Source organism: Devosia sp. A369, from assembly GCF_054489345.1.
Genome location: NZ_JBTMWV010000007.1, coordinates 156,807 through 182,376 on the forward strand (window position 1 = coordinate 156,807; position 25,570 = coordinate 182,376).

Below are 25,570 nucleotides of genomic sequence, written 5' to 3' on the forward strand. Positions count from 1 at the left end.
CGCTCAGTGCAGGATGGGGATTGGCGGATTGATATCGTGCAGCTGGACGCTGAGGGCCGGGCTGTCCAGCAGAATTTTGGCGACGCGCTGCTCGTCGGCCAGGGTATCGAGATAGATCCGCAGCACCAGATGCCTCTCGGCGCGCAGCGCCACATCGTCAAGCGCGATACTGCCCGGCTCGGCCAGCGCCGCATCGTCGGTCAACTCAAAGCATTCGCACCCGGTAATGCCGAGCGCGCCCAGCTGCGCCATGATCGTCTCGACGGCTCCGATATTGTCAAAAATGCCGATCGCCAGACGTCGACGTAGCCGATCCATGGGCCTGCCCTACCCGCTTAATGCAGATCGCCTTCGCACTGCGCGAGCAGGCGAAGCCGGTCCATATCGCGCACCACGAAGCTGCCGCGATTGGGCAGATCGATGACCCGCATGGCGCGCAGCCGCGTCATGTTGCGGCTGACCGTTTCGATGGTGAGGCCGAGATAATCGGCAATATCGGCGCGGCACATCGGCAGCGGCAGAGCGCGGCCAACCATTGGCGCGCTGGCCCGACCGGCCATGCTCAGCAGAAAGCTGGCGATCCGCTCGACCGCCGTCTTGCGGCACAGCAGGATCGACAGATCCTGCATGCTGGCCACTTCATCGCCGGCCACCTTGAGCAGTTTTTCCGCTAGCTCAGGGCGCTCGCGCATGGCGCGCAACAGCGAGGATTTGGGGATGGCGCGAACCCGCGTTGTGGTCAGCGCATCGCAATCGAAACGGTAGGTATCGCCATGGCCGAAGCCGACAATGTCGCCGGCGAAGGCGAAGGTGACGATCTGGCGGCGGCCATCGGGAAAAATCTTGTAGGCCCGCACCGCGCCGCTGAGAATCTCGTAAAATCCAGTGGTTTCATCGCCCTCACGAAACAATGGATCATAAGCTGCCAGCAACCTGACGCCATTGGCGTTAGCCGCGCCGCCCATCCAGGGCGTTTGAGTCTCAACACCCAATGCGATAGTGGAAAGCTGCATGTTCTATCCCCGGACCCGCACAATATTCGCGTCGCTGGAGACATATAGACTGCGCTATGTAAGACCCTTGCGGACCCTGCGTACTGATTTGTAACTGAATGTAACGGAACCGGAGCCAGACAGCGCCGATGGCGGATCAGCAGCACCACATTCTGGTCGTGGACGATGACGATCAGGTCCGTCGCATGCTGCGGCGCTGTTTTGAGGGCGAGGGCTTCCGCGTCAGCGAGGCGGTGGATCAGGCCGGGGTCGACACAGCGCTGGATGGCGGCGTCGACCTGATCACGCTCGATCTCAATCTGGGCCGCACCGATGGGCTCTCGATCGCTCGCACAGTGCGGCAGAACTGGGACCTGCCCATCATCATGATCACCGGCAAGGGCGACATGATCGACCGCATTGTCGGGCTGGAAATCGGCGCCGACGACTATATCGCCAAGCCGTTCCACCTGCGCGAGGTGTTGGCCCGCGTCCGCTCGGTGCTGCGTCGGACCGCCCCACGCGATGCGGCCTCCCCTAGCGCCCAAATCGGTTTCGATGGCTTTGTACTCGATCTGGACCGCCGCGAATTGAGTGGGCCGGATGGCGATATCCGCATCACCAGCGGTGAATTTGACCTGCTGGCGCTCTTCTCCCAACACCCGCATCGGGTGCTGAGCCGCGACCAGATCATGGACCTGCTCAAGGGCCATGACTGGACCCCCAATGATCGCAGCATCGACAATCAGATCGCCCGGCTGCGCAAGCTCATCGAGACCGATAGCCAGCAGCCGAGGCTGCTGAAAACCGTGCGCGGCGCCGGCTACAGCTTCACTCCGAAGACGCTGCGGAGCTGAGCCTTAGCGCGCCAATGCGTCGCCGATGGCGGCCGCCAGTTCGGCCAGCCGATAGGGTTTGCGCAGAATTTTGAGGCCCTTATCGGCTTTGGTCAGGTCGCCGGCCAGTTCCTCGGCATAGCCCGAGGTCAGTAATACCGGCATCTGCGGATAGAGTTCCCGCACCTGCAGGCGCAATTCATAGCCCGACATGCCGCCCGGCATCACCACATCGGTAAACAGCAGATCGACCGCTGGATTAGCCGCCAACACAGCCAGGGCCTCGGCGCCGCTGGCCGCCGACAGCACCGTGTAGCCCAGCTGCGTCAGGCGCGAGACCGTGAGCTTGCGGACGCGATCATCATCCTCCACCGCCAGGATCACCTGACCATTGCCGGAGGCGGCATCACTACCCTCCCCGGCCACGCCTTCCACTGGCTCCACCCGGTAGCGCGGCAGGTAAATGGTGACCGTGGTGCCCTTGCCCTCAAGGCTCTCAATGGTGGCCAAGCCGCTCGATTGCTTGGCAAAGCCATAGATCATCGACAGGCCCAGCCCGGTGCCGCGCCCCTGCTCCTTGGTGGTGAAAAACGGCTCGAACGCACGCTCGCGCACCGCATCGGGCATGCCGGCGCCGGTATCGGACACTGACAGGCGCACATAGTCGCCCGGCGGCAGACCATCGAGCTGGCTCGACCTGGCCGCATCAATGGCGACATTGCCGGTCTCGATCAGCAGGCGCCCGCCATCAGGCATCGCATCGCGCGCATTGACCGCCAGATTGACGATGGCGCTTTCCACCTGCGAGGCATCGACCCGCGCCGACCACAGATTGGGCGTCAGCGCATTGGACAGATAGATGGTCGCGCCCAGCGTGCGGTGCAGCATGTCGGTCAGGCCGACCACGAAACTGTTGAGATTGATGCTTTCCGGCTCAAGCTGCGAGCGGCGGGCAAAGGCCAGCAGCCGCGCGGTGAGCCGCGCCCCCAGATCGGCCGCCTCAAGCGCCTCGGTGGTCAACTCGCGCTGCTGGGGCGTCGTGAGCTTGCCCTCCAGCATCTCCAGATTGCCGATGATCACGGTTAGCAGATTGTTGAAATCATGGGCAATGCCGCCGGTCAGCTGGCCCATGGCCTCCATCTTCTGCGCCTGGCGCAGCGCCAGTTCGGTGGCCTTGTGGGCCGACAGATCGTGAATGATGCCGGTGAAATGAATCCGACCGTCGATCTCGAATTCACTCACCGCCAGATGCATCGGAAATAGCGTGCCGTCGCGCCGGCGACCGCTGACCTCGCGCCCGATGCCGATGATCTTGCGCCGTCCGGTGGAGCGGTAATTATGCAGATAGCCGTCATGCTCGGAATGGTAGGGCTCGGGCATCAGGAAATGCACATTGCGCCCGAAAAATTCATCCTGCTCATAGCCGAACAGTCGGGCCGCCGCCGGATTGACCGTGGTGATGAGGCCCTTGCCATCGATGGTGATGATGGCGTCGACCGCCGATTCCAGAATGGCCTGCAGCTTGCGCGCCTGTCCCACGAGCGACAGGTTGGATTCAAAATCGTCGGACACGTCAGGCTCACTTTCAACACGGCACCGCGCAAAGCCTAGCGATGGGGCATGCGCGGCACAAACAAAAACCAGCCAAGGCAACGCCGAATAAATTCAGCGTATTTGCGCTGGAACAAAGACCCTCGCCAAGCCCTGCGCTAGAGGGCGGGCTGAGCACGGCTGCTCAAGGCGAGCCCGATGAGCGACATTCCGACCGTCAAGCGCACCCCCGTCCCGCGCGGCATTGCCCGCAGCGGCCCGGTGATTTTCTCCTATGGTTTCCGGCCGTTTTTCCTCGCCGCCGGGCTGTGGGCTATCCTCGCCATGGCGCTGTGGATCGGGGCAATTGCCGTTGGCTGGGACATTGGCGGCAGCTATGGCGGGGCCTATTGGCACGCCCATGAAATGCTGTTCGGCTATAGCTCGGCGGCGCTGGCCGGCTTTCTGCTCACCGCCATTCCCAACTGGACCGGTCGCCTGCCGGTATCGGGCGCGCCGCTGATCGGGCTATTTGCGCTGTGGTGTGCCGGGCGGCTGGCCCTGCTGGCGCCCGACCTGCTGGGCCTGCCGCTCTCTGTCGCCATCGACGCCGCCTTCCTGCCGGTGCTGTTCGCCATCTGCCTGCGCGAGATTGCCGCTGGCCGCAAATGGAAGGACCTCAAGATATTGGCCGGCATTCTGGCGCTGGCACTGGCCAATCTCGGCTTCCACCTGCTGGTCGCCTGGGGCGGCGAGGCGGCGCTGGCCAACCGGCTCGGCGTCAGCGCCTTCGTCATGCTGATCACGATCATGGGCGGCAGGGTGGTGCCCAGCTTCACCCGCAACTGGCTGGCCAAGCGCTTCAGCACCAAACTGCCGACACCCTATGGCCGCTTCGACACCGTGGCATTGCTGACCGGACTGGCCGCATTGGCGCTTTGGGTGATGCTGCCGGACACGCTTTGGGCGGCCATTGGATGCGCTATCGCCGGCGGTCTGCATCTACTGAGGCTGGCCCGCTGGCGCGGCTGGCAGTGCTGGGACGAAAAACTGGTGCTCGTGCTGCATCTTGGCTACGCCTTCGTGCCGGCGGGGTTTTTCGCCGTGGCCGCCGCCCAACTAGGCTGGGTCGAGCCGATAGCGGCGCTGCATATGTTCACCGTTGGCGCCATCGGCGTCATGACGCTGGCCATCATGACCCGGGCGACACGCGGCCATACCGGCCTGCCGCTCATGGCCTCCCGCACCACTACGGCCAGCTATGCCGCATTGCTCGCCACTGCGCTGTTGCGACCATTCGCCAGCGTCTGGCCCGATTTTGCCACCGAGCTGCTATCGGCCAGCGGCCTGTGCTGGATCATCGCCTTCGGGCTCTACAGCCTTGAATACGGCCCGGTGCTGCTGCGCCGTCGCCGTGAGCGGGGCGATTGAGCCGGGCGCGGCACGATGGCCAATGCGCCCGATAATTGCGCCAGATCAAAGACTGTGCGGGGTTTTCCATTAGGCCTCGGTCGGAATGCGGGCCTCTGCCCGACGCCGGAACAGGACGACCGATAATGATTGCAGATTTGACACGGGCCGAGCGGCTCTGGGCCATGCTGATCCTTGGGGCACTCGGCCTTGTCGGCCTCGCCATGGCCATCGGCGGCCGCAATGACCTGCTGGGCGCGCACGGCTGGATCGTGCTGGCGTCCGGGCTGGGCGGCTTCATGCTGGTGCTACGCGGCAAGGATGCGCCCGAGCCCAGCCCCGAGCGGCTCAGCGAATATTACGACGAACCCACCAAGGTCGGCATCATCCTCACCCTGCTCTGGGCCATCGCCGGCATGGGCGCCGGCTTTTGGGTCGCCGCCCTGCTGGCCTGGCCCGATATGACCTTTGACGCGGCCTGGGCCAGCTTTGGCCGTCTCCGTCCGGTCCATACCAGCGGCGTGATTTTCGGCTTCGGCGGCAATGCGCTGATCGCCACCTCATTCCACGTGCTGCAGCGCACCACCCGCGCCCGCCTGCCCGACCAGATCAGCCCCTGGTTCGTGCTGCTGGGCTACAATCTGTTCTGCGTCATCGCCGCCACCGGCTATCTGATGGGCATTACCCAGTCCAAGGAATATGCCGAGCCGGAATGGTATGCTGATATCTGGCTGGTCGTCGTCTGGGTGGTGTATTTCGCCATCTATATGCGCACTTTGGCCCGCCGCAAGGAGCCGCATATCTATGTGGCCAACTGGTATTACATGGCCTTCATCCTGGTCGTGGCCATCCTGCATATCGTCAACAATCTGGCTATTCCCATCGACTGGGGCAGCGCCAAATCCTACTCGCTGTTCTCCGGCGTGCAGGATGCCATGACGCAATGGTGGTACGGCCATAACGCCGTGGCCTTCTTCCTCACCTCCGGCTTCCTGGGCATGATGTATTACTATCTGCCCAAGCGCGCCGGCCGGCCGATCTTCTCCTACCGGATGTCGATCATCAGCTTCTGGGGCATCACCTTCATGTATATGTGGGCCGGTTCTCACCACCTGCACTACACCGCCCTGCCCCATTGGGTGCAGACGTTGGGCATGGCCTTCTCGGTCGTGCTGCTGGTGCCGAGCTGGGCCTCGGCGGGCAACGCCCTGCTGACCCTCAACGGCGCGTGGCACAAGGTACGCGACGACGCCGTATTGCGCTTCATGGCACTGGCCGCGATCTTTTACGGCATCACCACCTTTGAAGGCTCGTTCATGGCCATCCGCGCCGTGAACTCGCTCAGCCACTACACCGACTGGACCATCGGCCACGTCCATGCCGGCGCGCTAGGCTGGGTCGCCATGATCACCTTCGGTTCGCTCTATGCGCTAGTGCCCTCGATGTGGAAACGCCCGGGGCTCTACTCCAACAAGCTGGTCGAGCTACATTTCTGGCTCGCCCTGTCGGGGACCGTTATCTACGTCTTCGCCATGTGGAATTCGGGCGTCATCCAGGGCCTGATGTGGCGCACCTACACCGAGAGCGGTGGCCTCGCCTACTCGTTCATCGACAGCGTCGTGCCGATGCATCCCTACTATATCGCCCGCGCCTTTGGCGGCCTGCTGTTCCTGCTCGGCGCGCTGGTTGCCACCTATAATGTCGTCATGACCATCCGCATGCCGGCCACCGCCCCGGACGATGTCGCCCTCGACATTCCCGTCCAGCCCGTCCTGCAAGCCGGAGAATAAGCGCCATGTTCGGCCTTCATTATAACCTCGAACGCAGCGCCATCGGCCTTGTCGTGTTCATCATCTTCGTCGCCTCGATCGGCGGGCTGATCGAGATCGCTCCCCTGTTCACCATAGACGAAACGGTGGAACAGGCCCCCGACATGCGGGTCTATACCCCGCTCGAAGTGGCCGGGCGCGACATCTATATGCGGGAGGGGTGCTACGCCTGCCACAGCCAGATGATCCGCACCCTGCGCGACGAGGTGGAACGCTACGGCCCCTATTCGCTGGCGGTGGAAAGCAGCTACGACCATCCCCAGCTCTGGGGCTCCAAGCGCACCGGGCCGGATCTGGCCCGGCTCGGCAACAAATACTCGGACGAGTGGCACACTATGCACCTCTACAATCCGCGTGACGTCGTGCCCGAGTCCAAAATGCCCGCCTATCGCTGGCTGCTGCGCGACGAGTTGCGCACCGACAAGATGAGCAATCATCTCAAGGCGCTGCGGGCGGTTGGCGTGCCCTATACCGACGAGCAGATCGCCAATGCCGCGCTCGACGCCTATGGCCAGGCCAATCCGGACTCGCCCCAGGTGAGCGGCGTCGCCGAGCGCTATGGCGACGCCACCAATATCCGCATGTTCGACGGCGTTTCCAACCGCCTGACCGACATGGATGCGCTGGTCGCCTATCTGCAGGTGCTCGGCAATCTGACCAATGCCGCCCATGAACCCAACCAGCCGGAGGCCGAATAAATGCCCTTCGATCATGACGCCGTTGTCGGCTTCGCTAAGTCCTTCGGCCTGTTTTACATGCTGGCCATGACCGTCATCGCACTGGTCTGGACCTATTGGCCCTCCAACAAAAAGGGCTTTGACGCCGCCGCCCAATTGCCGGTTCGTGAAGAGGAGGACCGGCCATGGCAGGGCTAGGCGAACGCGACGAAATCTCCGGTCAGGTCACCACCGGCCATGAGTGGAATGGCATCAAGGAACTCAACACGCCGGTGCCGCGCGTGCTGTATTTCTTCCTCATCCTGCTGGCGGGCTTTGCCGTCTTGTGGACCGTGCTGATGCCAAGCTGGCCGGGGATCAATGGCTATTTCCGGGGTCTGCTGGGCGCTGATCAGCACGCCGCAGTTACCCAGAGCGTGCAGGAAGGGCGACTGGAACGGGCAGACTGGACCAGCCGCATCGAGAGCGAGGATTTCGCCGCCATCCAGGCCGATCCGGCGCTGATGAATATCGTGCGAGAAACCGGCGGGGCGCTATTCGGCGACAATTGCGCCGCCTGCCACGGCACCTCGGCCACCGGCAGCACCGGCTTCCCCAATCTGGCCGCCGCGGCGCTGATGTGGGGCGATGAGGCTGAACTGGTGGAAGAGACCATCCGCGTCGGCATCAACGGCTCCAGTCCCGAGACGCGCTATGCCGAAATGCTGGCCTTTGGCCGCGACCAGATGCTGGCCCGTGCCGAAATCGACACAGTGGTGGCCTATGTGCAGACCCTGTCCGATCCAACCCTTGCCGTCGATCCAGCAACCCTGGCCGCAGGCGCCGAAATCTTCGCCAACAATTGCGCCGGCTGCCATGGCGAGGACGCCATGGGGATGAGCGAGAGTGGCGCACCGAACCTGACTGACGCCTACTGGCTCTATGGCGGTGACCACGCCAGCATCCGCCAGTCGGTCTATGGCGGCCGCGCCGGCACCATGCCCTCCTGGGAGGGCCGACTGTCGGCTGCCGATATTCGGCTGCTGACGCTCTATGTGCTCGATTTGCGGGCCAGCCAACCATGAGCGTCGAGGCCGGCAGCCGGGACAATGACGCGCGGCGGCGCAGCACGTTCCGGCTGCTGATCATTGCCGCCGTGGTGATTATCGGCGTGCTGCTGGTCGCCAATGCCCACCTTGTCTATGTCGCCTTCTCGTCGCAGCCCGATTGCGTCACCCACCTCAAGGGCGCCGGCACGGATGGCGCCTACCGCGCCGCCAAATCGGCCTGCTGACCTTCAACCCAACGGATCGCCCCATGGCCAAGACCCTGATACCCATTCCCGATACCGTCCCCGCTTTGCCCCCGGCGATCGACCACAACCGCAATCTGCCGGCCAGCGCCGCGTTCAAATGGCTGGCGCTGGGCTGGCGCGATCTTTGGGTCCGTCCGATGCCGAGCCTGCTTTATGGTCTGGGCATCGCGCTGCTGTCGCTGCTGGTGATCGCCGGCATGCTGACCTTCGGTTGGGACCACATTTTATTCCCGGCGCTGGCCGGGTTTCTCGTGGTCGGGCCGCTGCTGGCCACTGGCCTCTATGAGAAGAGCCGCCGGCTGGAAGCGGGCGAGAAGATCACGCTGTGTCGCATGATTTTTCCGCAGCGCGGCGGCGGCACCCATCTGTTTTTCGTTGGCGCCATCCTGATGATGCTGATGCTGCTGTGGATGCGGGCCGCTGTGCTGCTCTACGCGCTGTTCTTCGGCTGGCGGCCGTTTCCCGGCTTCGATCACATCGTGGAAATGCTGTTCACCACCCCGACGGGTCTGGCCATGCTGGTCAGCGGCACCGCCGTGGGCGGCTTGTTCGCCGCCTTCGCCTTCGCCATCAGCGCCTTCTCGATTCCGATGATGCTGGACCGCCGGCTCGATGCCTTCTCGGCCATGGGCATGTCGATGTCGCTGGTGTGGAACAATCTGCCGTCGGTGCTGCTCTGGGGTGTCATCGTGCTGGCGCTGACCGCGCTGAGCCTGGGCACGGCGCTGATCGGGCTGATCGTGATTTTCCCGCTGCTCGGCCATGCCACCTGGCACGCCTATGCCGCCGTGCGGGACTAACCCATGAGCTGCTGCCTGCCGCCGCCTGAGTTCATCGAGGCCGTCGCTGGACCGATCCAGCGCGGCCCCTCGGCTGATGAAGTGCGGCTCGCCAGCCGCGCCGTGGGCGGCGGCGTGCAGCAGACCGATCTGTCGGTGCCCTCGATCCATTGCGGCGGCTGCATCCAGACCATCGAAAAGGCACTGGGCAAGCTCGACGGTATCCAGTCGGCGCGGGTCAATCTGTCCACAAAGCGGGTCGCCGTGCGCTGGCTTGGCGACACCCCGCCGCCCCTGATGGAGACGTTATTCGACCTCGGCTATCCGCCCCATCTCTACGAGGTCGAGGACGAGCAGAAGGACCGCACCCTGCCCGGCCTGATCCGGGCGCTGGCGGTGTCGGCCTTTGCCTCGATGAATATCATGATGTTGTCGGGCTCGGTGTGGTCGGGCGCCGATGGGATCACCCGCGATATCCTGCACTGGATCTGCGCCGGTCTGGCCGTCCCGGCGGTGCTCTATTCGGGTCGGGTGTTCTATGTCTCGGCCTGGAACGCCATCCGCCATCGCCGCACCAATATGGACGTGCCGATCACCATCGGCATCGCGCTGGCCGTGGCACTGAGCCTTTACGACACCGTAAATTCCGGCGCCGAGGTGTATTTCGACGCCGCCATCTCGCTGATTTTCTTCCTGCTGATCGGGCGCACGCTCGACCATGTGATGCGCGAACGCGCCCGCACCGCCGTCAAGGGGCTGGCCCGGCTTGCACCGCGCGGCGCGCTGGTGTTGCAAGCCGATGGCCATCCCGAATATTTGCCGTTGCGCGATGTCACCCCCGGCATGACAATTCTGCTCGCCGCCGGCGAGCGTGTGCCGGTCGACGCTTTGGTGCTGATTGGCACTTCCGACCTCGACCGCAGCCTGATCAGCGGCGAAAGCCTGCCCGTCGCCGCTGAACCCGGCGCGCGCCTGGAGGCCGGCACGCTCAACCTCACCGGCCCGCTGACCATTCGCGCCACAGCCGGTGAACAGGATTCGACGCTGGCGCAGATGCTGCGGCTGATGGAGGTCGCCGAGAGCGGCCGCAACCGCTATCGCCGCATCGCCGACCGTGCCGCCGCGCTGTATTCGCCCATCGTCCACCTCGCCGCCTTCGCCGCCTTCCTGTTCTGGATGGCGTTCAATGGTGACATGCACAATGCCGTCACCGTCGCCATCGCCGTGCTGATCATCACCTGCCCCTGCGCGCTCGGGCTGGCGGTGCCGATGGTGCAGGTGGTGGCGGCGCGTCGGCTGTTCGACGCCGGCATCATGGTCAAGGACGGCTCGGCGCTGGAACGGCTGGCTGAAATCGACAGCGTGGTCTTCGACAAGACTGGCACGCTGACCCTGGGCAGCCCGCAACTGCTGGGCCTCGACGCCATCGCGCCGCAAGTTCTCGCGCAAGCGGCCTCGCTGGCCGCCTATTCGCGGCACCCCTATTCGCGCGCCATCACCCGCGCCGGCACCGGCGATGGCGTGGCCTTCAGTGCGGTGCGCGAACTGCCCGGCTTTGGCGTCGAGGGCCTGCTGAATGGTGTCACCTATCGACTGGGCCGCGCCGATTGGGCGCTCACCAATAACGCCGACGCCAGCGGCACCATCCTTAGCGCCGATGGCGTTGAGCTGGCGCGTTTCAGCTTCCGCGATGGGCTACGGCCCGGCGCGCAGGACGCCGTTGCGGCGCTGCGCGACGCCGGGCTGGGCGTGGAAATCATCTCCGGCGACACAAGCGCAGCCGTCGCCGCCGTGGCCAGTGATTTGAACATCGCAACCAGCGCCGGCGGCGTGTTGCCTGGCGGCAAGACCGAGCGCATCGCTGCGCTGACGGCCGCTGGCCACAAGGTGCTGATGGTGGGCGACGGGCTTAATGATGCCCCGGCCCTGCTCGCCGCCCATGTCTCGATGGCGCCGTCCAGCGCTGTCGATGTCGGGCGCAGCGCCGCCGATTTCGTGTTCCTGCATGATGATCTGTCGGCGGTGCCGCTGGCGCTGGCCGTGGCCCGCGATGCCGGGCGGCTGGTGCGGCAGAATTTCGCGCTGTCGATCCTCTACAATGTCATCGCCCTGCCCATCGCCGTGGCCGGCTATGTCAATCCGTTCCTCGCCGCCATCGCCATGTCGCTGTCCTCGATTGTGGTGGTGTTGAACGCCTTGCGGTTGGGCTGGGGCGGCTATCGCTGGTCGGCGAAGCAGCGGCTAAGGGCTTAGCCATGCATGATTTTTTCTATCTAATCCCCATCTCGGTCCTGCTCGGCGCCGCCGGTTTAGTGATCTTTCTATGGACGCTGCGCGACGGGCAATATGAGGATCTCGACGGCGCTGCGGAGCGTATTCTCTATGAGGACGACGAGCCGCGGCCCGACAATTAGAGCCGGCTCATCAAGGCTCCGGCCGCGAGGCGTGAGCGCGCTTTGAGCAGCAGGCGCTGGCGGGCCATGCCGTCATGGACCACCACGCCCTTGAGCAATCGCGCCAATTCCTCGCCGATCTCGGCCACCACCGCAGCGCTGTGCAGCGGCAGTGCCACCAGGGCGCAATCGAGCAGGATGTCAGCGAGTTCATCGATGGCCTTGGCGTCGAGCAGGCGCAGCAATTGTAGCAGCCAATCGCCGTTAACTATCGGGCGCGCCTCAAGAAACATCGTGGCGCGCAGGAAGGATCCGGCGGCTTGCTCGGCCTCTTCCCATTGATTGCCCACCAGCCGATCCAGCGCCGGGCGCAGCGAGGGGCTGCGGCGGATGCGCTCGCTGAACTCGGCGACCAGCGCGTCAATGTCCGCTTCGTCGAAGAAAACAGACGGGGCGAAAGGGGAAAAAGGCATGGGCTTATCGCGTCTCAACAGGCCGGTAAGCCCTTACTTTAGCGCACTAATCGGCGTTGCAGTTGATCGATATCAAAGACCGAACGCCTATTCCTGGGCATGCGACGGCATGGTCGTGGCGAGGGTGCGCCCATTGCGCTATTTTGGCCAGATCGAGATCGGAAGCCTTTTTTGACCCAGTTTTTCGCCGCCCTGGCGGTATTTTTATTGCTGCATATGGTGCCAGCCATCCCGGCGCTGCGGGCCAAACTTGTCAGCATAATGGGCAGAAAGACCTATCTTTTCTGCTATTCTGCTGCCTCTTTGCTGGCAGTTTTCTGGCTGTTTGCTGCTAGTTTTCTTCTGGATTTCTTGCCGCTGTGGGACCCGGCGCCATGGCAGGCCTGGGTGCCGCTGATTTTGACCCCGATCGGGCTGGTTTTCCTGTTGGCGGGTTTGACCAGTCCCAACCCGGCCTCGATCACTTTGCGCCGTCCCGGCAGTGACGCCGGCGCGATTACCACCATCACCCGCCATCCGGTGCTGTGGGGTTTTGCGCTGTGGGCCGGTAGTCATCTGGTGCCCAATGGCGATCTGCGCAGCCTGTTGCTGTTCGGCGCGCTGCTCGCCTTCGCTATGCTCGGCATGGTGATCGGCGACCGACGCGCCCGTCGCAGTCTGGGCGATGGATGGACGGCAGTCGCCGCCACCACCTCCGTGCTGCCTTTCGCCGCCATTGTGGCAGGTCGGGCCAAATTGCGGATGGATGCGCCACTGTTGATCGCCGTACTGATCAGCGCGGCGCTGACGGCGTGGCTGTTGCTGGGTGGGCACGCCATGTTGGTCGGGGCCGATCCGCTGGCGATGGTGACAGCATGACGGGATTGCGCGCCGTCTATCTGGTACTGGGCTGGATCATGCTGGCGCTGGGCGCGGCTGGAGCGGTGTTGCCGCTGCTGCCGACCACGCCATTTGTGCTGGCGGCACTGTGGTTTTTCTATCGCTCGTCGCCGCGCATGGCGGCCTGGCTATTGGCGCATCCGGTCTTAGGCACGCCGCTGCGCAACTGGCAGCGCGAAGGCGCGATTGCCACCCGCACCAAAGCCATCGCGCTGGTGACCATGGCGGCAGGCTATGGTGCAGCGCTGTATTTCTACGGGCTTGGCCTGATGATCGCCGTGCCGCTGGCGATGACGCTGCTGGCAGTCGCCAGTTTCATCGCCACGCGTCCCGCGCCGTCGCGCTAGGCGGCGCTCGGGCCGGGATCGTCGTCATCGCCGTCAAAGTCGCGCGGCGGGCTGTTGCGCCGGTGGCGAAAGGCGCTGAACTGGCTGACGGTGCCGGAGCGGACCGGTTCGGGCGCAACTCCGGTATCGACCTCGCCATGTGCCTCGGGCTGATACAGCACCGCTTCGACATGCAGGGTTTCAAAAGTCCCGTCCTGACGCGGCACTTCCAATGACTGCCCGACGCTCGCCCCGAGCAGGGCGACGCCACGGGCGCAGTCCAGCCCCAGCGTTGGCCATGCCACGGCTTCGCCCGCGCTGGCAACGATGACCCGCTCCTCGGTCGCGCCGCCATCGATGCGATAGCGCACCCGGCTGCTGAGGGTGATCACATTGGCGTCGATATCGGTCGGGAATACCAGCGTGGCGCTGCGCAGCTTGCGGCGGATGAACATGGTCGAGCCGCTGAACGCATCGCCCGGTGCCGCCAGCAGCGTTTCGAGAACGGCATAGTCCTTGGAGGTCAGGCTGACGGCTTGAGGGTCGGACATGGCAATTCCCACTGCAGACGAAAACAGGCCTCGCAGAGGCCAGGACAACTCCCTGACCGATTTTGCGCGGTCAGGGAGCAACGCTTGCGGCGCGGAGGCATGACGCCGCCGACGCGCGGCTCATTCGGCCGCCTCGCCCTCCGCTTCAGGCACCGGCGGGCGCACATCCAGCACGGTGAGGACGTTCTTGCGCCCTTCCCGTGTCACCCAGGTGATGGCCTGACCGGTCTTGAGGCCAACCAGCGCCGCGCCGATCGGCGTCATCACCGAAATGCGGCCGCGCGAAATATCGGCATGCGCCGGATAGACCAGCGTCACTTCCTGCTCAGCGCCGGCATTGGTGCGATAGCGCGCCGTCGAGCCCATGCGGACAATGTCTTCGGGCAGCGCAGTGTCGGGCACGACCCGCGCCCGCTCCATTTCGGCCAGCAGATCATCGGCCACGTCGGTCGAGCCGCCGGTGGCCAGCAAGGTCAACTGCCGATGTTCCTGTTCACCCACGGTGATCCGGGGCCGCAGCGTTTGTGTTTTCATGTCTTCGTCTCCAAGGCGATCGTATATCGGTGCCGGCCAGTAGGCCGCGTTCGCTGAGCAGAAAATTGTGGGGGACATGCCATGGCCCCGGTGCGATGGCACCGGCTGCGCTTTGACAATGTCATAGATGTGATGAACCCCTAAACCCGACCGATACCGAAGTATGCGAGTTTAGGGCAACTATCCCTCGACCGGATGTTCCCGGCGGGTTGCCGTCGTCAGAAATGTGCAAAGCGGGTTCATGTATAGATAGGTAGCCCGTCGGCGGAAATTGTCAAGATGACGCCCCCGACGGGCTAGCAGTCAGGAGGCAGAAGCCAGCGCCGCGATGACCTTGTCGGCCATACTGTCACACCTTGCCCCGTCGAACGGGAACACATCGGCAAACGAGCCGGCAATCTGCTGTTCAATGGTGGTGCGCAGCAGCTGGCGCGCCCGGTGCAGGCGGGTCTTGACCGTCTCGGGCTTGATGCCGAGCTGGCTGGCCGCCTCGGCAATGGACAGGCCCTCGACGTCGCGCAGGATGAACACCAGACGGAAGGCCTCGGGCAATTGGTCGATGGCGTGTTCGAGCAGTTTACGCATTTCGGTTCGATCGGCCTCGCTATCGGCAGAAAGGGGTACCAGAGAGAGCGGAAACAGCGATCCGAGGCCACTATCACTTTCGACAGCGGCGTCCAGCGCCGTCAGATCGGTGGTGACCCGGCGTTTGCGCACCCGGCCCAGCGCATCATTGAGGGCAATGCGGGTCAGCCAGGTGGAAAACTGCGACTCGCCGCGAAAAGTGTCGAGATGGGTGAAGGCCTTCACATAGGTCGCCTGCACCACGTCCTCGGCCTCGCCATCATTGCGCATGACGCTGCGCGCCACCCGGAACAGGCGCTGGTTATTGGCCTTGATCAGCCGGCGAATGGCGCTTTCGCTGCCCTGCCGCGCCTGCGCAACCAGAGCCTGTTCGCTATCGGCGGCGGGAGTGCCCGCCGCCCCCAGGGTCGTTAGATCCATCCGATCAATCCCCACTCATTTGCGCTGCACCGCACCCGCCGCCACGATATCGGCAATCGACGGGAACGCGGCCAGCGCCACATCAGGCAGAGCCATCAGCTTGGCATCGGCGCTGGTGGCGGGATAGTCCGCCGCCGGCGCATCGCCGACCACGATGCGGCCGACCATGCCGGCATGCTCATGCGGCACGCAGTAGTAATCATAGACCCCCGGCACGGTCAGCGTCACCGAGAAGCTGTCGCCGGGGAGCAGATAGTCCGAATCCCAGGGCTCGGCGCCTTCGGGGATGCGCTGCTGACGATCAAACAGCGACGGGTGATAGGCCGTCGCGGTGTGGGAATTGCCCGCATCGCGATTGGTCCAGCGTATGGTCTGGCCCGGCTGGATATGCAGACCAATCGGATCGAACCACACCTCGGACCCATCCGGCTTGCCGGTCATCTCGATATCGACAATCTCCGCACCCCGCACCAGAGCGGGGCGGAGCGCGAAGGCGGCGAGGGTGACCCCGCCGACCTCCAATATGCGCCGACGCGTCAGCATTTACTGGGCGACCCGAGCTTCGTCGGCCACCGGCACATGCCAGAGCACGACGTGGATATGGGGCTCTTCGACGCCGGGATGGCCGGCATTGTAGTAAACATCGACGTGATCGACATTGCCGCCGGGAGCCGCCAGGTCTTCAAAGCGGTTGTCGGGATTGAGGTCCTTCATCGGCAACATATAGATGGTGCTGACCAGCGCGCCGTCATGATCATAGGCGAGGAACGGGCCGGCCGGCAGCGTCGCCGGATCGACAAACAGCTGGCCCATGCCGGGCAGGAAATCGGGCAGCGGCACCAGACCACTCACCGCCGCAAAGGCACCAGCCGGCGGGGCCTTGGCGATATCGGCGGGAACATCATGGGCCATGGCCGGCAGGGAGCCGGCCAGCATGAGGGCGGCAGCGGCAAGGGCAAGAAGTTTCACTTTTCCATCTCCAGGATATGACGGCGGCCCATGCCGCTGTTCTGCACCATTGGATGAGGGAGGAGGGGAAAGGTTCCCGGGGATTTTTGGGTTTTCGGGAGCCCCGATGCACTCCCTCCCCTCAAGGGGGAGGGGACGGATCGCGGTTGGGGGAGGCATTGGGATTTCAAAACTCTCGTCCACCGTCATTGCCGGGCTTGTCCCCGCAATCCAGCGATGGCACCGCGTCCCCTGGACCACCCGAACAAGTCGGGTGGTGACGGTGGGAGCATCTCGGGATGGGTCCCGGCTCAAGGCCGGGATGACATCGGGGGTGTGGAAGACACGCGGCAACAGACAAAAAAGGCGGCCACTGGGGCCGCCTTCGTTGCATCAGGCCTTGGCGAGGGCCTGGTCGATGTCGGCGATGATGTCGTCGATATGCTCGATGCCGACCGACAGGCGCACCAGATCTTCCGAGACGCCGGCGCGGGCCAGTTCTTCGGGGTTGAGCTGGCGATGGGTGGTCGAGGCCGGGTGGCAGGCCAGCGACTTGGCGTCGCCGATATTGACCAGACGCAGGATCATATCGAGCGCGTCGATGAACTTGCCGCCGGCTTCCTGGCCGCCCTTGATGCCGAAGCTGACAATGCCCGAGGCCTGGCCCTTGGTGATGCGCTTGGCGACGTCATGATATTTGTTGGTCGGCAGCGCGCCGTAATTGACCCAGCTCACCTTGGGGTGGTTTTCCAGAAACTGCGCCACCTTGAGCGCGTTTTCGTTGTGGCGCTCCATGCGCAGGCCCAGCGTTTCCAGCCCCATCAGGATGAGGAAGGCGCTGTGCGGCGACAGAGCCGCGCCGGTATTGCGCAGCGGCACCACGCGGCAGCGGCCGATATAGGCGGCAGCACCCAGAGCGGCGGTATAGACCACGCCGTGATAGGACGGATCGGGCTCGTTGAGCACGGCGAAGCGCTTCTTGTTGGCCACCCAATCGAACTTGCCGCTATCGACGATGATGCCGCCGATAGAATTGCCGTGGCCGCCAATATATTTGGTCATGGCGTGGACGACGATGTCGGCGCCGAAATCAAACGGGCGGCAGAGATACGGCGTCGCCACGGTGTTGTCGACGATCAGCGGCACGCCATGTTTGTGCGCGATCTGCGCCAGGCGCTCGATATCGACGATATTGCCGGCCGGATTGCCGATGGACTCGCAGAACACCGCCTTGGTGTTGTCGTCGATCAGCGCCTCGATCGCGGCGAAATCGTCGCCGGCAGCCATGCGCACTTCGATGCCCTGGCGGGGGAAGCTGTGCATGAACAGATTATAGGTGCCGCCATAGACCTGGCTGGTCGAGACGATGTTGTCGCCGACGCCGGCAATGGCCTGGATGGCATAGGTGATGGCCGACATGCCGGAGGCAACGGCGAGGCCGCCAATGCCGCCTTCCATCTCGGCCACGCGCTGCTCCAGCACCGCCGTGGTGGGGTTCATGATGCGGGTATAGATATTGCCGGGCACGGCCAGATTGAACAGGTCAGCGCCATGCTGGGTGTCGTCAAACGTGTAGGAGGTGGTCTGGTAGATCGGCACGGCGGCGGACTTGGTGGTCGGATCGGACTTGTAGGCGTGGTGCAGCGCCAGCGTTTCGAGCTTCATGAAAAATCTCCCTGTAATTAGCCAATAAATTCCGGCGCTACCATAACGGTTTACGGCCGCGCGCCAAGCGCACGGCCGGTAATGTCAGTGCGAATCCGCCTCGGTTTCCGCCATAATGTGCTGCGCGCTGGCGCTTTGGCACAAACGGGTTTCTTCGCAACCGGCCTGCACGCAAAATCGTCGGCTATTTGCCCAGCCAGATGGTGCCGGCGGTGTTTTCCACCGGGACGCCGACGGCATTGCCATATTCAGTCCACGAGCCGTCATAATTGCGCACGTCGTAGCCGAGGATGCGCTTGAGGGCGAACCAGGAATGGCTCGAGCGCTCGCCGATGCGGCAATAGGTGATCACGGGCTTGGAGCCATCAACGCCCTTGGCGGCATAGATGGCGCGGATGTCATCCACCGGCTTGAAGGTGCCGTCCTCGTTGACGATGGTGCCCCAAGGCACATTCTCGGCGCCGGGGACGTGGCCGGCGCGGATGGACAATTCCTTGACCCCCTCGGGGGCAAAAATCTTGCCGCTATATTCGTCGGGCGAGCGGATATCGACCAGCTTGCCGTCGATCCGGCCCTGCGCAATATCCAGCACATTGGGGAGGCGGGCACGCAGGGCTTCGTTGCGTTCGGCCAGGATCAGGTTTGAGGCGGTAAAGCTAGGGACTTCGGCGGTCACGGGGAGCTTGCTTGCCTCCCAGAGCTTGCGGCCGCCATCGAGCAGCTTGACCTTGGCGCCGAGCCCATAGATTTCGAGCACCCAGGCGCCCCAGGCGGCGAACCAGTTATTGTGATCGCCGTAAATCACAATCGTGGTGTCAGCGTCGACGCCCGCCGCGCGGAGCTTGCCCTCAAGCTTTTCGCGCGAGGCTATGTCGCGGTTGACGGTATCGACCAGATCGACGTGCCAATCGAGATTGACGGCACCAGGGATATGGCCGGCGGCATAAACGCCGGGATCGACGCTGACTTCGAAAATTCGGATGTTGGGATTGGCCAGATTGGCCTCGACCCAGGCGGCGGTGACCAATGGGCCTGCGGGAATATCAACCATTTTGCATTGCCTTTTCTGTTGCGGTGCGGTGGTAGAAATCGCCGAAATGCTCGCCCGGCAGGCGCTGCGCGGCGTAGTTGCCGAACAGGGGGTCGAGGGTGGCGAGGATTTGCGCCTCGCCGATATTTTCCGCGATCAGGGAATTGAGGCGTTCGCCGTGAAAACCGCCGCCGAGATAGAGATTGTATTTGCCGGGCGCACGACCGGTCAGGGCGATTTCGGCGATATAGGGGCGCGAGCAGCCATTGGGGCAGCCGCTCATGCGCAGAGTGATCGGGGTATCGGCCAGACCGTGACCGGCGAGGATCGGTTCTAGCTTGTCGAGCAGGCTGGGCAGATAACGCTCGCTTTCGGCCATCGCCAGACCGCAGGTGGGGAAGGCGACGCAGGCCATGGCGTTGAGCCGGATCAGGCTGTGGTTTTCGGTGAGGCAATAATCGGCCAGGAGCTTTTCGATGGCAGGGCGGGCTTTGGGCGCGATACCGGCGATGACGACATTCTGGTTGGGGGTGACGCGGAACTGGCCGGTGTGGATTTGTGCGATGGCGCGCAAGCCATCCATGGCGCGGGTTTTGGAGCCGGCACCGAGGCGGCCGTTTTCCACAAACAGCGTGTAATGAAACTTGCCATTGTCGCCCTCGGTCCAGCCCAGCTCGTCGCCATTGCTGGTGAAGGCGAAGGGGCGGGCAGGGGCAAAGGGGAAGCCGAGGCGGGCTTCGATCTCGGCTTTGACCCAGGCGAGGCCCTTGTCGTCGATGGTGTATTTGAAGCGGGCGCGGGCCCGGTCGGCACGATTGCCGAAATCGCGCTGCACCGCCATGACGGCCGTGCTGGTGGCGAATACCTGATGCTTGGGGATGAAGCCGATGACATCACCCAGCCGCGGATAGGTGGTGGGCACCCGGTCGGTGCGGCCCATGCCGCCGCCAATGGCGACGTTGAAGCCGACCAGTTCGCCGCCTTCGACAATGGCGATGTAACCCAAATCCTGGGAGTAGACGTCGATATCGTTGCTCGGCGGCAGCACGAAGCCGATCTTGAATTTGCGCGGCATATAGGTGCGGCCGTAAAACGGTTCCTCGGGTTCCGAGGTGGCCACGCGCTCATCGCCATACCAGATTTCGTGATAGGCGCGCATCTTGGGCACGGCGCGGTCGCTCGACTGCTGGGCCAGTGTCGCGAGTTCGGCATGCAGCGCCGAGAGCTGCGGATTGACCGAGCACATCACCCCGCGCGAGTCATCGCCGCAGGCGGCCACGGTGTCGAGCAGCACCTCGTGCAGGCCCTGAATGGTGGGGCGCAGACTATCCTTGAGCAGCCAGTGGAACTGGAAGGTCTGGCGCGTGGTCATGCGCAAAGTGTCGCCGCCATGCTGGCGGGCCAGCGCGTCGATCTTGAGCCATTGCTCGGGGGTGGCGACGCCGCCCGGCAGGCGAACCCGGGCCATGAACTGATAGGCCGGCTCCAGCTTCTGTTTGCGGCGCTCGTCGCGTACATCGCGGTCATCCTGCTGATAGATGCCCTGGAATTTCAGCAGCTTGGTATCGTCGCCGCTGACCGCCCCGGTGATGCGGTCGAGCAGACTGAGGGCAATGCTGCCGCGCAGCTGATCGCTATTGGCCTTAAGGCTTTCGTCCGGCCCCAGTTGCGCCAAAGGCTGCGACAGGTCGGTGCTGCGATCCATGCTCATCAATATACATCCCGCTGGTAACGGCCGGCGCGCTGCAACGCCCGGACATAATCTTCGGCCTGCTCCAGCGATTTGCCGCCGGCTTCGGCGATGACAGCGAGCAGGGCCGCATGCAGATCGGGCGCCATGCCCTTGGCATCGCCACAGACGTAGAAATGCGCCCCCTGCTCCAGCCAGGCGAAGATGTCGCGCGCCTGTTCGCGCAGGCGGTGCTGCACATAGGCTTTGCTGGCGCCATCGCGGGAAAACGCGACATCCATGCGGCTGAGCGCGCCGGATTTGAGCTGGGCCTGCCATTCGGCCTGATAGAGAAAATCGGAGCGGAAATTGCGGTCGCCAAACACCAGCCAGGAGCGGCCGGTCGCTCCGCGCAACTCACGCTCCTGCATGAAGGCGCGATAGGGCGCGACGCCGGTTCCGGCCCCGACCATGATGATCGGCACATCGTCAGCCGGCAGGCGGAAATGCGGATTGGGCTTGATATAGACCGGCAGGGTGGCGTCGTCGGGCAGTCGGGCCAGACCGCCGCTGACCACGCCAAAGCGCTCCGAACCATGCAATTGATAGCGCACCGTCGATACCGTCAGATGCACATCGCCATCCTGCGCAGTCTGGCTTGAGGCGATGGAATAGAGGCGCGGTTGCAGGGCCCGCAGCCCGGCAAAGAAGCTGTCGGCGGTGATGCCGACGATGGGATAAAGCCGGATGATATCGGCGACATGATGGGCTTCGAGGAAGGCGAAGCGTTCGGCCGACTTGTCGGGGCCGGCTAAATTGGCCAAGGCGGCAGCGCCACTGAGCTCGGCCCAATGAGAGAGAAATTTCGGCGTGGCGGTGGCAATCTCGAAACCGCTTTGCAGGGCTTCACCAAGTCGGGTCGCCCCATCGCCAAGCGCCTGCTCGGGATCGAGCTGGAGCAAGTCCAGCAGCTCGGCAACGACGCGCGGATCATTCTGCCCGACAATGCCCAACGCATCGCCCGGCTCGTAGCGCAGGCCGGAGCCCTGCAAATTGAGTTCGAGATGGCGGGTCTGCTTGCTCGATCCGCGCCCGGTGATGATGAGATTTTCCAGCACCTCGGCGATAAACGGATTGGCCTGATCGACGCTGGGTGCGGTCGTAGAAGTCGATGGCGCGACTGTAGCGGACACCGATGGGTGATCTTGGGCCAGCGCCTGCAGCACCGTTTTGGCCCAGTCGCGCCCCTGCCCCAGTTGGTCGACGTCGCAATCGATCCGCGCCTCCAGCCGTTCGGCGCCCAACTCTTCCAATCGCCGGTCCAGCCGCTTGCCGGTCTCGCAGAAGAATTCATAGGTGCTGTCGCCCAGCGCCATAACGGCGAAGCGCACACCCTCCAGGCGCGGGGCCTTGCGGCCAGCGATAAACTCGAAGAACGCCAGCGCCGGCTGGGGCGGCTCGCCTTCGCCATGGGTGCTGGTGATCAGCAGCAGGTCCTGCTCCTGCTTGAGCGATGCCGGACGGTAGTCTGCCATATCAACGGCGCTGGCACTGAGCCCCAGCGCGACGGCCGCCACTGCCAGTTCCTCGCCCAGCGCGAGCGCATTGCCGGTTTCGCTGCCGTAAAGGATGGTCAGACTGCGTTGCGCTGGCGCGGCGTTGGCAGTCGGCACACCGAGCGGCGGCTGGATGGTGGCAATGTCGCCGTTCGACCGCGCGGCGTCGGCATAGCCGGTGAAATAGCCACCAACCCAATTGGCCTGTTCGGCGCTGAGGCTGGTTGCCAGGCCCTTGAGGCGGCCCCACTGGTCCTCGCTCAGCCCTGGGCCGGCAAAGTCGGTTTTGGTCATGACGACAGGTCACCCGCGGTCGCGGCCGACCACGCGCTTCGCTGGTCAACCGGCAGAAATTCTGCAGTTGGCCGGAGTGTTGACAGCGGTTATTATACCAGTCAAATGAATGATATTGTCCGATAACACCAACAATATTGGTCTTTCTAGCATGGACATCGCTTTAGCAAAGACGTTCCTCGAGATCGCCGAGACGGGCAGTTTTGTTGCGGCGGCGGGCCGTTTAAACGTAACACAAACCGCGGTCAGTGCGCGGGTTCACGCGCTTGAAGAGCAGCTTGGACGGCGACTTTTCATCCGCAACAAGTCCGGCGCGCGACTGACCCCGGCCGGCGAGCGCTTCGTGCGCCATGCCACGACGCTGGTTCAGGTGTGGGATCGGGCGCGCCAGCAGGTCGGCTTGCCGCAGGGCCGGGTCGATATCGCCAGCGTCGGCTCCGAGATCAGCCTGTGGAATCCGATCCTCGCCGACTGGCTGGTGTGGATGAAACAGGAGGCCCCCGATATCGCACTGCGGGCCGAGGTCGATATCCCCTCGCGGCTGTTGGAGGCGGTGCATAATGGCGCGCTGGATATGGCCGTGCTGTATGATCCACCGCCGCAGGGCGGCAATACCGTGGTCGAACTGCTGACGGCGGAAAAACTGGTGATGGTGACCACCGCCAGCGATGGCGGGCGCGGCCTGCCCGAGGATTATGTGCATGTCGATTGGGGGCCGTCGTTTCAGGCCAGCCATCAGGCGGCGTTTCCCGAAATTGCCAGCCCCGGCGTGATGATCTCGCATGGGCCGCTGGCGCTGCTCTATCTGACGCGGGTCGGCGGCGCCGGCTATTTCCGGCTCAGCGCCGTGCGGCCACATCTGGACGCCGGCCGACTGCATCGCGTGGCCGACGCGCCGGAATTCTCCTACTCGGTGCATATGGTCTATTCGAGCCGCGCCGAACCGGGGATCATCGACCGCATGCGGCGTGGGTTTCGGTCGAGTGCGGTGGGGTAGGTTTGGCCCCGATGGGCTCCCTCCCCCTTGAGGGGAGGGCGGGGGTGGGGGTGTCGTGATCCCCGCTGGCCCGGTGTGTGTGGAGGCCACGACACCCCCACCCCTAACCCCTCCCCTCAAGGGGGAGGGGGATCGCATTGGGGCTCGCAACCGGAGCGCCCGGCTGCCGCCCCTCAAGGAGGCCGCGCAGCGCGATCAATCGCGCCCGGATATCGGCCTCGGCAATCTGGGGGATCAGGGCGATCAGGCCCGATAGCAGCGCAGGCTCACCGGCGTTGGAGGGCGGATGACGGTCGGGCGTATCCCCTGCCCGTTTGGCCCATTGCTGCACGGCTAGCGTCCAGCCGGCCAGTTCGGCTGCAGCGTCGGCAAAAGGCGGCTGGCTCGGGGCGGCGGGATCGACATATTGCGCCAGGGTGGCGCGGAGGGCGGCATGGAGTTGGGCGGCCAATTGCCATAGTTCGCTGGTCAGTTCCTCCGGGCTCAGCTGGCCCATATAGGCGCCTGAGATTTCGCCGGCATAGCAGACCGGCGAGCTGGATTCGATGATCTCCACCACTTGGGGCTCATCGGGTAGCAGAGCTACAGCGGCGGTCAGAATGCTGGACAGTCGCTCGGCGGCCGGGACAATTTCACCGATACGGCCAACGCCGGTGCCGGCATAGAGTGCCATGGATTCAAAATCACCGCTCATCGAGCGCAAGGGCGAATCCGTGCTGAACAGATAGATCGGCCGGCCCTCCTCCTCGCCGATAATGATCTGGCGCGGCAGCTGCGGATCGCCGCGCGCGCCAGCAGTCACCGCGCTTTTGAGCACCCGCACCGGGGCATTGATCGGCCAATTGATGTGAAAACTGCTGGTGAGCACCGTGTCGTCGGCCTTGGCCGCCAGCAGGCGCTGCTTGTGATAGGCATGGGCAAAGGATTCCTCGGTGGCCATCAATGCCGTGCCCAACACGATGCCAGCGGCGCCCAGCGCCATGGCGGTCACCAGATCGCCGCCACCGCCCAGCCCGCCGGCCGCCAGCACCGGGATGTTGACCGCGCCCACAACCTCGGGCAGCAGATCGCGCAGCGGCCGCACGCCGCGCACATGGCCGCCCGCCTCACGCCCTTGCGCGATGATGATTTGCACCCCGGCGCGTTCCGCTTCGATGGCTTCATCGACCGAGCCCACCTGATGCACCACCAAAATGCCCGCATCGCGCAGCCGCGCCGTCACCTGCGTATCGAGATCCCAAAAGGTGCAAACCACCGGCACGGCCAGCCTTATGCAGGTCGCCACCTGCTGGTCCAGCAGCGCCGGATCGGTAGCGGCGGGAATGATATTGACGCCGAAGCGCTGGTGGCCGCGCCGGCGCAATTGCACCACCTCGCGCTCGATCAGTTCGGGCGGCTCGCGCACCATGCCGAGAAAGCCGAAGCCGCCGGCCTCGGTGACCGCCGCCACCAATTCGGAGCGGGCTACCCCGCCCATGCCGGCCAGCACGATGGGAATGCGGCTCCCCAGCAAGTCGCAGACGGGGCTATGCGGCAGCTTCATGACGCGCCTTTCCTTGGTGATTGCAGCAGTTCGAGCAGCACCACCGCCTGATTATGCGCCTCGTCATGCGCGCCATATAGCAGGGTGACCTTGCCGGTGAGTTGGCGCAGTTCATCGAGGGCGGCGTTATTGTCGTGCAGTTCGGCGCGATAGCGGCGGCGGAACTCGTCCCAACGCACTGGCTCATGGCCGAACCAGGTGCGCAGCTCTGAACTGGGGGCCACGTCCTTGAGCCAATGATCAATTTTGGCCTCGTCCTTGCTCACGCCGCGCGGCCACAGCCGGTCGACCAGCACGCGCACCCCGTCCTCGGACGCGGCCGGCTCGTAGATGCGCTTGATGGCGTAATGGGCGCCCATC

At 64.2% G+C, this 25,570-nt stretch carries 28 protein-coding genes; 13 read left to right on the plus strand and 15 right to left on the minus strand.

Features of this window, described 5'->3' with window-relative positions:
• Positions 1–3: 3 nt before the first annotated feature.
• Together ACX3OZ_RS11365 and ACX3OZ_RS11370 are read right to left on the minus strand one after the other, a co-directional pair.
• Positions 4–318 carry a hypothetical protein gene (locus tag ACX3OZ_RS11365; protein ID WP_459095851.1) on the minus strand — a complete coding sequence of 105 codons (315 nt, stop codon included), beginning with the start codon at positions 316–318 and terminating at the stop codon, positions 4–6.
• Between the two features lie 17 nt (positions 319–335).
• Entirely contained in the window at positions 336–1,013 is a 678-nt protein-coding gene (locus tag ACX3OZ_RS11370; RefSeq protein WP_459104527.1) for a helix-turn-helix domain-containing protein, read from the minus strand.
• Between the two features lie 128 nt (positions 1,014–1,141).
• Here ACX3OZ_RS11370 and ACX3OZ_RS11375 point away from each other — a divergent pair, with 128 nt between their 5' ends.
• Complete coding sequence (locus tag ACX3OZ_RS11375) at positions 1,142–1,849, plus strand: response regulator (RefSeq protein ID WP_459095849.1); 708 nt, start codon at positions 1,142–1,144, stop codon at positions 1,847–1,849.
• A gap of 3 nt (positions 1,850–1,852) precedes the next feature.
• Here the strand turns inward: ACX3OZ_RS11375 and ACX3OZ_RS11380 are convergent, their stop codons facing one another.
• Positions 1,853–3,400 (minus strand): PAS domain S-box protein, encoded by a 1,548-nt coding sequence (locus tag ACX3OZ_RS11380; protein WP_459104528.1) that lies wholly within the window; start codon positions 3,398–3,400, stop codon positions 1,853–1,855.
• Between the two features lie 177 nt (positions 3,401–3,577).
• Between ACX3OZ_RS11380 and ACX3OZ_RS11385 the strand changes: the two genes are divergently transcribed.
• The 9 genes from ACX3OZ_RS11385 (at position 3,578) to ccoS (ending at position 11,761) form a co-directional block, all read left to right on the plus strand.
• Complete coding sequence (locus ACX3OZ_RS11385) at positions 3,578–4,789, plus strand: NnrS family protein (RefSeq protein WP_459095847.1); 1,212 nt, start codon at positions 3,578–3,580, stop codon at positions 4,787–4,789.
• Positions 4,790–4,914: 125 nt separating this feature from the next.
• Positions 4,915–6,558 (plus strand): cytochrome-c oxidase, cbb3-type subunit I, encoded by a 1,644-nt coding sequence (ccoN, locus tag ACX3OZ_RS11390; protein ID WP_459095846.1) that lies wholly within the window; start codon positions 4,915–4,917, stop codon positions 6,556–6,558.
• 5 nt (positions 6,559–6,563) lie between these two features.
• Complete coding sequence (gene ccoO / locus ACX3OZ_RS11395; RefSeq protein ID WP_459095845.1) at positions 6,564–7,295, plus strand: cytochrome-c oxidase, cbb3-type subunit II; 732 nt, start codon at positions 6,564–6,566, stop codon at positions 7,293–7,295.
• Positions 7,296–7,472 carry a cbb3-type cytochrome c oxidase subunit 3 gene (locus ACX3OZ_RS11400; RefSeq protein WP_459095844.1) on the plus strand — a complete coding sequence of 59 codons (177 nt, stop codon included), beginning with the start codon at positions 7,296–7,298 and terminating at the stop codon, positions 7,470–7,472.
• Positions 7,460–8,338 (plus strand): cytochrome-c oxidase, cbb3-type subunit III, encoded by an 879-nt coding sequence (ccoP, locus tag ACX3OZ_RS11405; protein ID WP_459095843.1) that lies wholly within the window; start codon positions 7,460–7,462, stop codon positions 8,336–8,338. Before ACX3OZ_RS11400 ends, ccoP begins: the two co-directional genes overlap by 13 nt.
• Positions 8,335–8,547 (plus strand): hypothetical protein, encoded by a 213-nt coding sequence (locus ACX3OZ_RS11410; RefSeq protein WP_459095842.1) that lies wholly within the window; start codon positions 8,335–8,337, stop codon positions 8,545–8,547. Before ccoP ends, ACX3OZ_RS11410 begins: the two co-directional genes overlap by 4 nt.
• A 23-nt stretch (positions 8,548–8,570) precedes the next feature.
• On the plus strand, positions 8,571–9,368 hold the full coding sequence (locus tag ACX3OZ_RS11415) for a DUF2189 domain-containing protein (RefSeq protein WP_459104529.1): 798 nt from the start codon (positions 8,571–8,573) through the stop codon (positions 9,366–9,368).
• 3 nt (positions 9,369–9,371) lie between these two features.
• Positions 9,372–11,600, plus strand: coding sequence for a cation-translocating P-type ATPase (locus tag ACX3OZ_RS11420; protein WP_459104530.1), 2,229 nt, complete (start codon positions 9,372–9,374; stop codon positions 11,598–11,600).
• Positions 11,601–11,602: 2 nt separating this feature from the next.
• Positions 11,603–11,761 carry a cbb3-type cytochrome oxidase assembly protein CcoS gene (gene ccoS / locus ACX3OZ_RS11425; protein ID WP_459104531.1) on the plus strand — a complete coding sequence of 53 codons (159 nt, stop codon included), beginning with the start codon at positions 11,603–11,605 and terminating at the stop codon, positions 11,759–11,761.
• On the opposite strand, the gene ACX3OZ_RS11430 is transcribed toward ccoS, so the two are convergent.
• Entirely contained in the window at positions 11,758–12,213 is a 456-nt protein-coding gene (locus tag ACX3OZ_RS11430) for a globin family protein (protein WP_459104532.1), read from the minus strand. The genes ccoS and ACX3OZ_RS11430 overlap by 4 nt on opposite strands.
• Positions 12,214–12,384: 171 nt before the next feature.
• Between ACX3OZ_RS11430 and ACX3OZ_RS11435 the strand changes: the two genes are divergently transcribed.
• Entirely contained in the window at positions 12,385–13,071 is a 687-nt protein-coding gene (locus ACX3OZ_RS11435) for an NnrU family protein (protein WP_459104533.1), read from the plus strand.
• Entirely contained in the window at positions 13,068–13,439 is a 372-nt protein-coding gene (locus ACX3OZ_RS11440) for a YbaN family protein (protein ID WP_459104534.1), read from the plus strand. The genes ACX3OZ_RS11435 and ACX3OZ_RS11440 overlap by 4 nt, the downstream gene beginning before the upstream one ends.
• Here ACX3OZ_RS11440 and ACX3OZ_RS11445 read toward each other — a convergent pair.
• The 9 genes from ACX3OZ_RS11445 to ACX3OZ_RS11485 form a co-directional block, all read right to left on the minus strand.
• The gene (locus ACX3OZ_RS11445) at positions 13,436–13,969 is read right to left on the minus strand and encodes a hypothetical protein (protein WP_459104535.1); all 534 of its coding nucleotides are present in this window, start codon (positions 13,967–13,969) and stop codon (positions 13,436–13,438) included. The two genes, ACX3OZ_RS11440 and ACX3OZ_RS11445, sit on opposite strands and share 4 nt — an antisense overlap.
• 120 nt (positions 13,970–14,089) lie before the next feature.
• Positions 14,090–14,503, minus strand: a complete 414-nt coding sequence (rnk, locus tag ACX3OZ_RS11450; protein WP_459104536.1) for a nucleoside diphosphate kinase regulator — start codon at positions 14,501–14,503, stop codon at positions 14,090–14,092.
• Between the two features lie 303 nt (positions 14,504–14,806).
• Entirely contained in the window at positions 14,807–15,508 is a 702-nt protein-coding gene (locus ACX3OZ_RS11455) for an RNA polymerase sigma factor (protein WP_459095833.1), read from the minus strand.
• Positions 15,509–15,523: 15 nt separating this feature from the next.
• Positions 15,524–16,051: a plastocyanin/azurin family copper-binding protein gene (locus tag ACX3OZ_RS11460; RefSeq protein ID WP_459104537.1), complete on the minus strand. Its 528-nt coding sequence runs from the start codon at positions 16,049–16,051 to the stop codon at positions 15,524–15,526.
• Positions 16,052–16,444: a DUF5602 domain-containing protein gene (locus ACX3OZ_RS11465; protein ID WP_459104552.1), complete on the minus strand. Its 393-nt coding sequence runs from the start codon at positions 16,442–16,444 to the stop codon at positions 16,052–16,054.
• Positions 16,445–16,849: 405 nt separating this feature from the next.
• Positions 16,850–18,121: an O-acetylhomoserine aminocarboxypropyltransferase/cysteine synthase family protein gene (locus tag ACX3OZ_RS11470; protein ID WP_459095831.1), complete on the minus strand. Its 1,272-nt coding sequence runs from the start codon at positions 18,119–18,121 to the stop codon at positions 16,850–16,852.
• Positions 18,122–18,305: 184 nt separating this feature from the next.
• Positions 18,306–19,172, minus strand: a complete 867-nt coding sequence (locus tag ACX3OZ_RS11475; RefSeq protein WP_459104538.1) for a sulfurtransferase — start codon at positions 19,170–19,172, stop codon at positions 18,306–18,308.
• Entirely contained in the window at positions 19,165–20,862 is a 1,698-nt protein-coding gene (cysI, locus tag ACX3OZ_RS11480; protein ID WP_459104539.1) for an assimilatory sulfite reductase (NADPH) hemoprotein subunit, read from the minus strand. The genes ACX3OZ_RS11475 and cysI overlap by 8 nt, the downstream gene beginning before the upstream one ends.
• A complete protein-coding gene (locus tag ACX3OZ_RS11485) occupies positions 20,862–22,670 on the minus strand; it encodes an assimilatory sulfite reductase (NADPH) flavoprotein subunit (protein ID WP_459095828.1) in 1,809 nt (602 codons plus the stop codon). The genes cysI and ACX3OZ_RS11485 overlap by 1 nt, the downstream gene beginning before the upstream one ends.
• A gap of 151 nt (positions 22,671–22,821) precedes the next feature.
• Here ACX3OZ_RS11485 and ACX3OZ_RS11490 point away from each other — a divergent pair, with 151 nt between their 5' ends.
• The gene (locus tag ACX3OZ_RS11490) at positions 22,822–23,667 is read left to right on the plus strand and encodes a LysR family transcriptional regulator (protein WP_459095827.1); all 846 of its coding nucleotides are present in this window, start codon (positions 22,822–22,824) and stop codon (positions 23,665–23,667) included.
• 103 nt (positions 23,668–23,770) lie between these two features.
• Here ACX3OZ_RS11490 and ACX3OZ_RS11495 read toward each other — a convergent pair whose 3' ends face one another.
• Together ACX3OZ_RS11495 and ACX3OZ_RS11500 are read right to left on the minus strand one after the other, a co-directional pair.
• Positions 23,771–25,210, minus strand: coding sequence for an NAD(P)H-dependent flavin oxidoreductase (locus ACX3OZ_RS11495; protein ID WP_459095826.1), 1,440 nt, complete (start codon positions 25,208–25,210; stop codon positions 23,771–23,773).
• Positions 25,207–25,569 (minus strand): DUF488 domain-containing protein, encoded by a 363-nt coding sequence (locus ACX3OZ_RS11500; RefSeq protein ID WP_459095825.1) that lies wholly within the window; start codon positions 25,567–25,569, stop codon positions 25,207–25,209. Before ACX3OZ_RS11500 ends, ACX3OZ_RS11495 begins: the two co-directional genes overlap by 4 nt.
• Position 25,570: the final 1 nt, after the last annotated feature.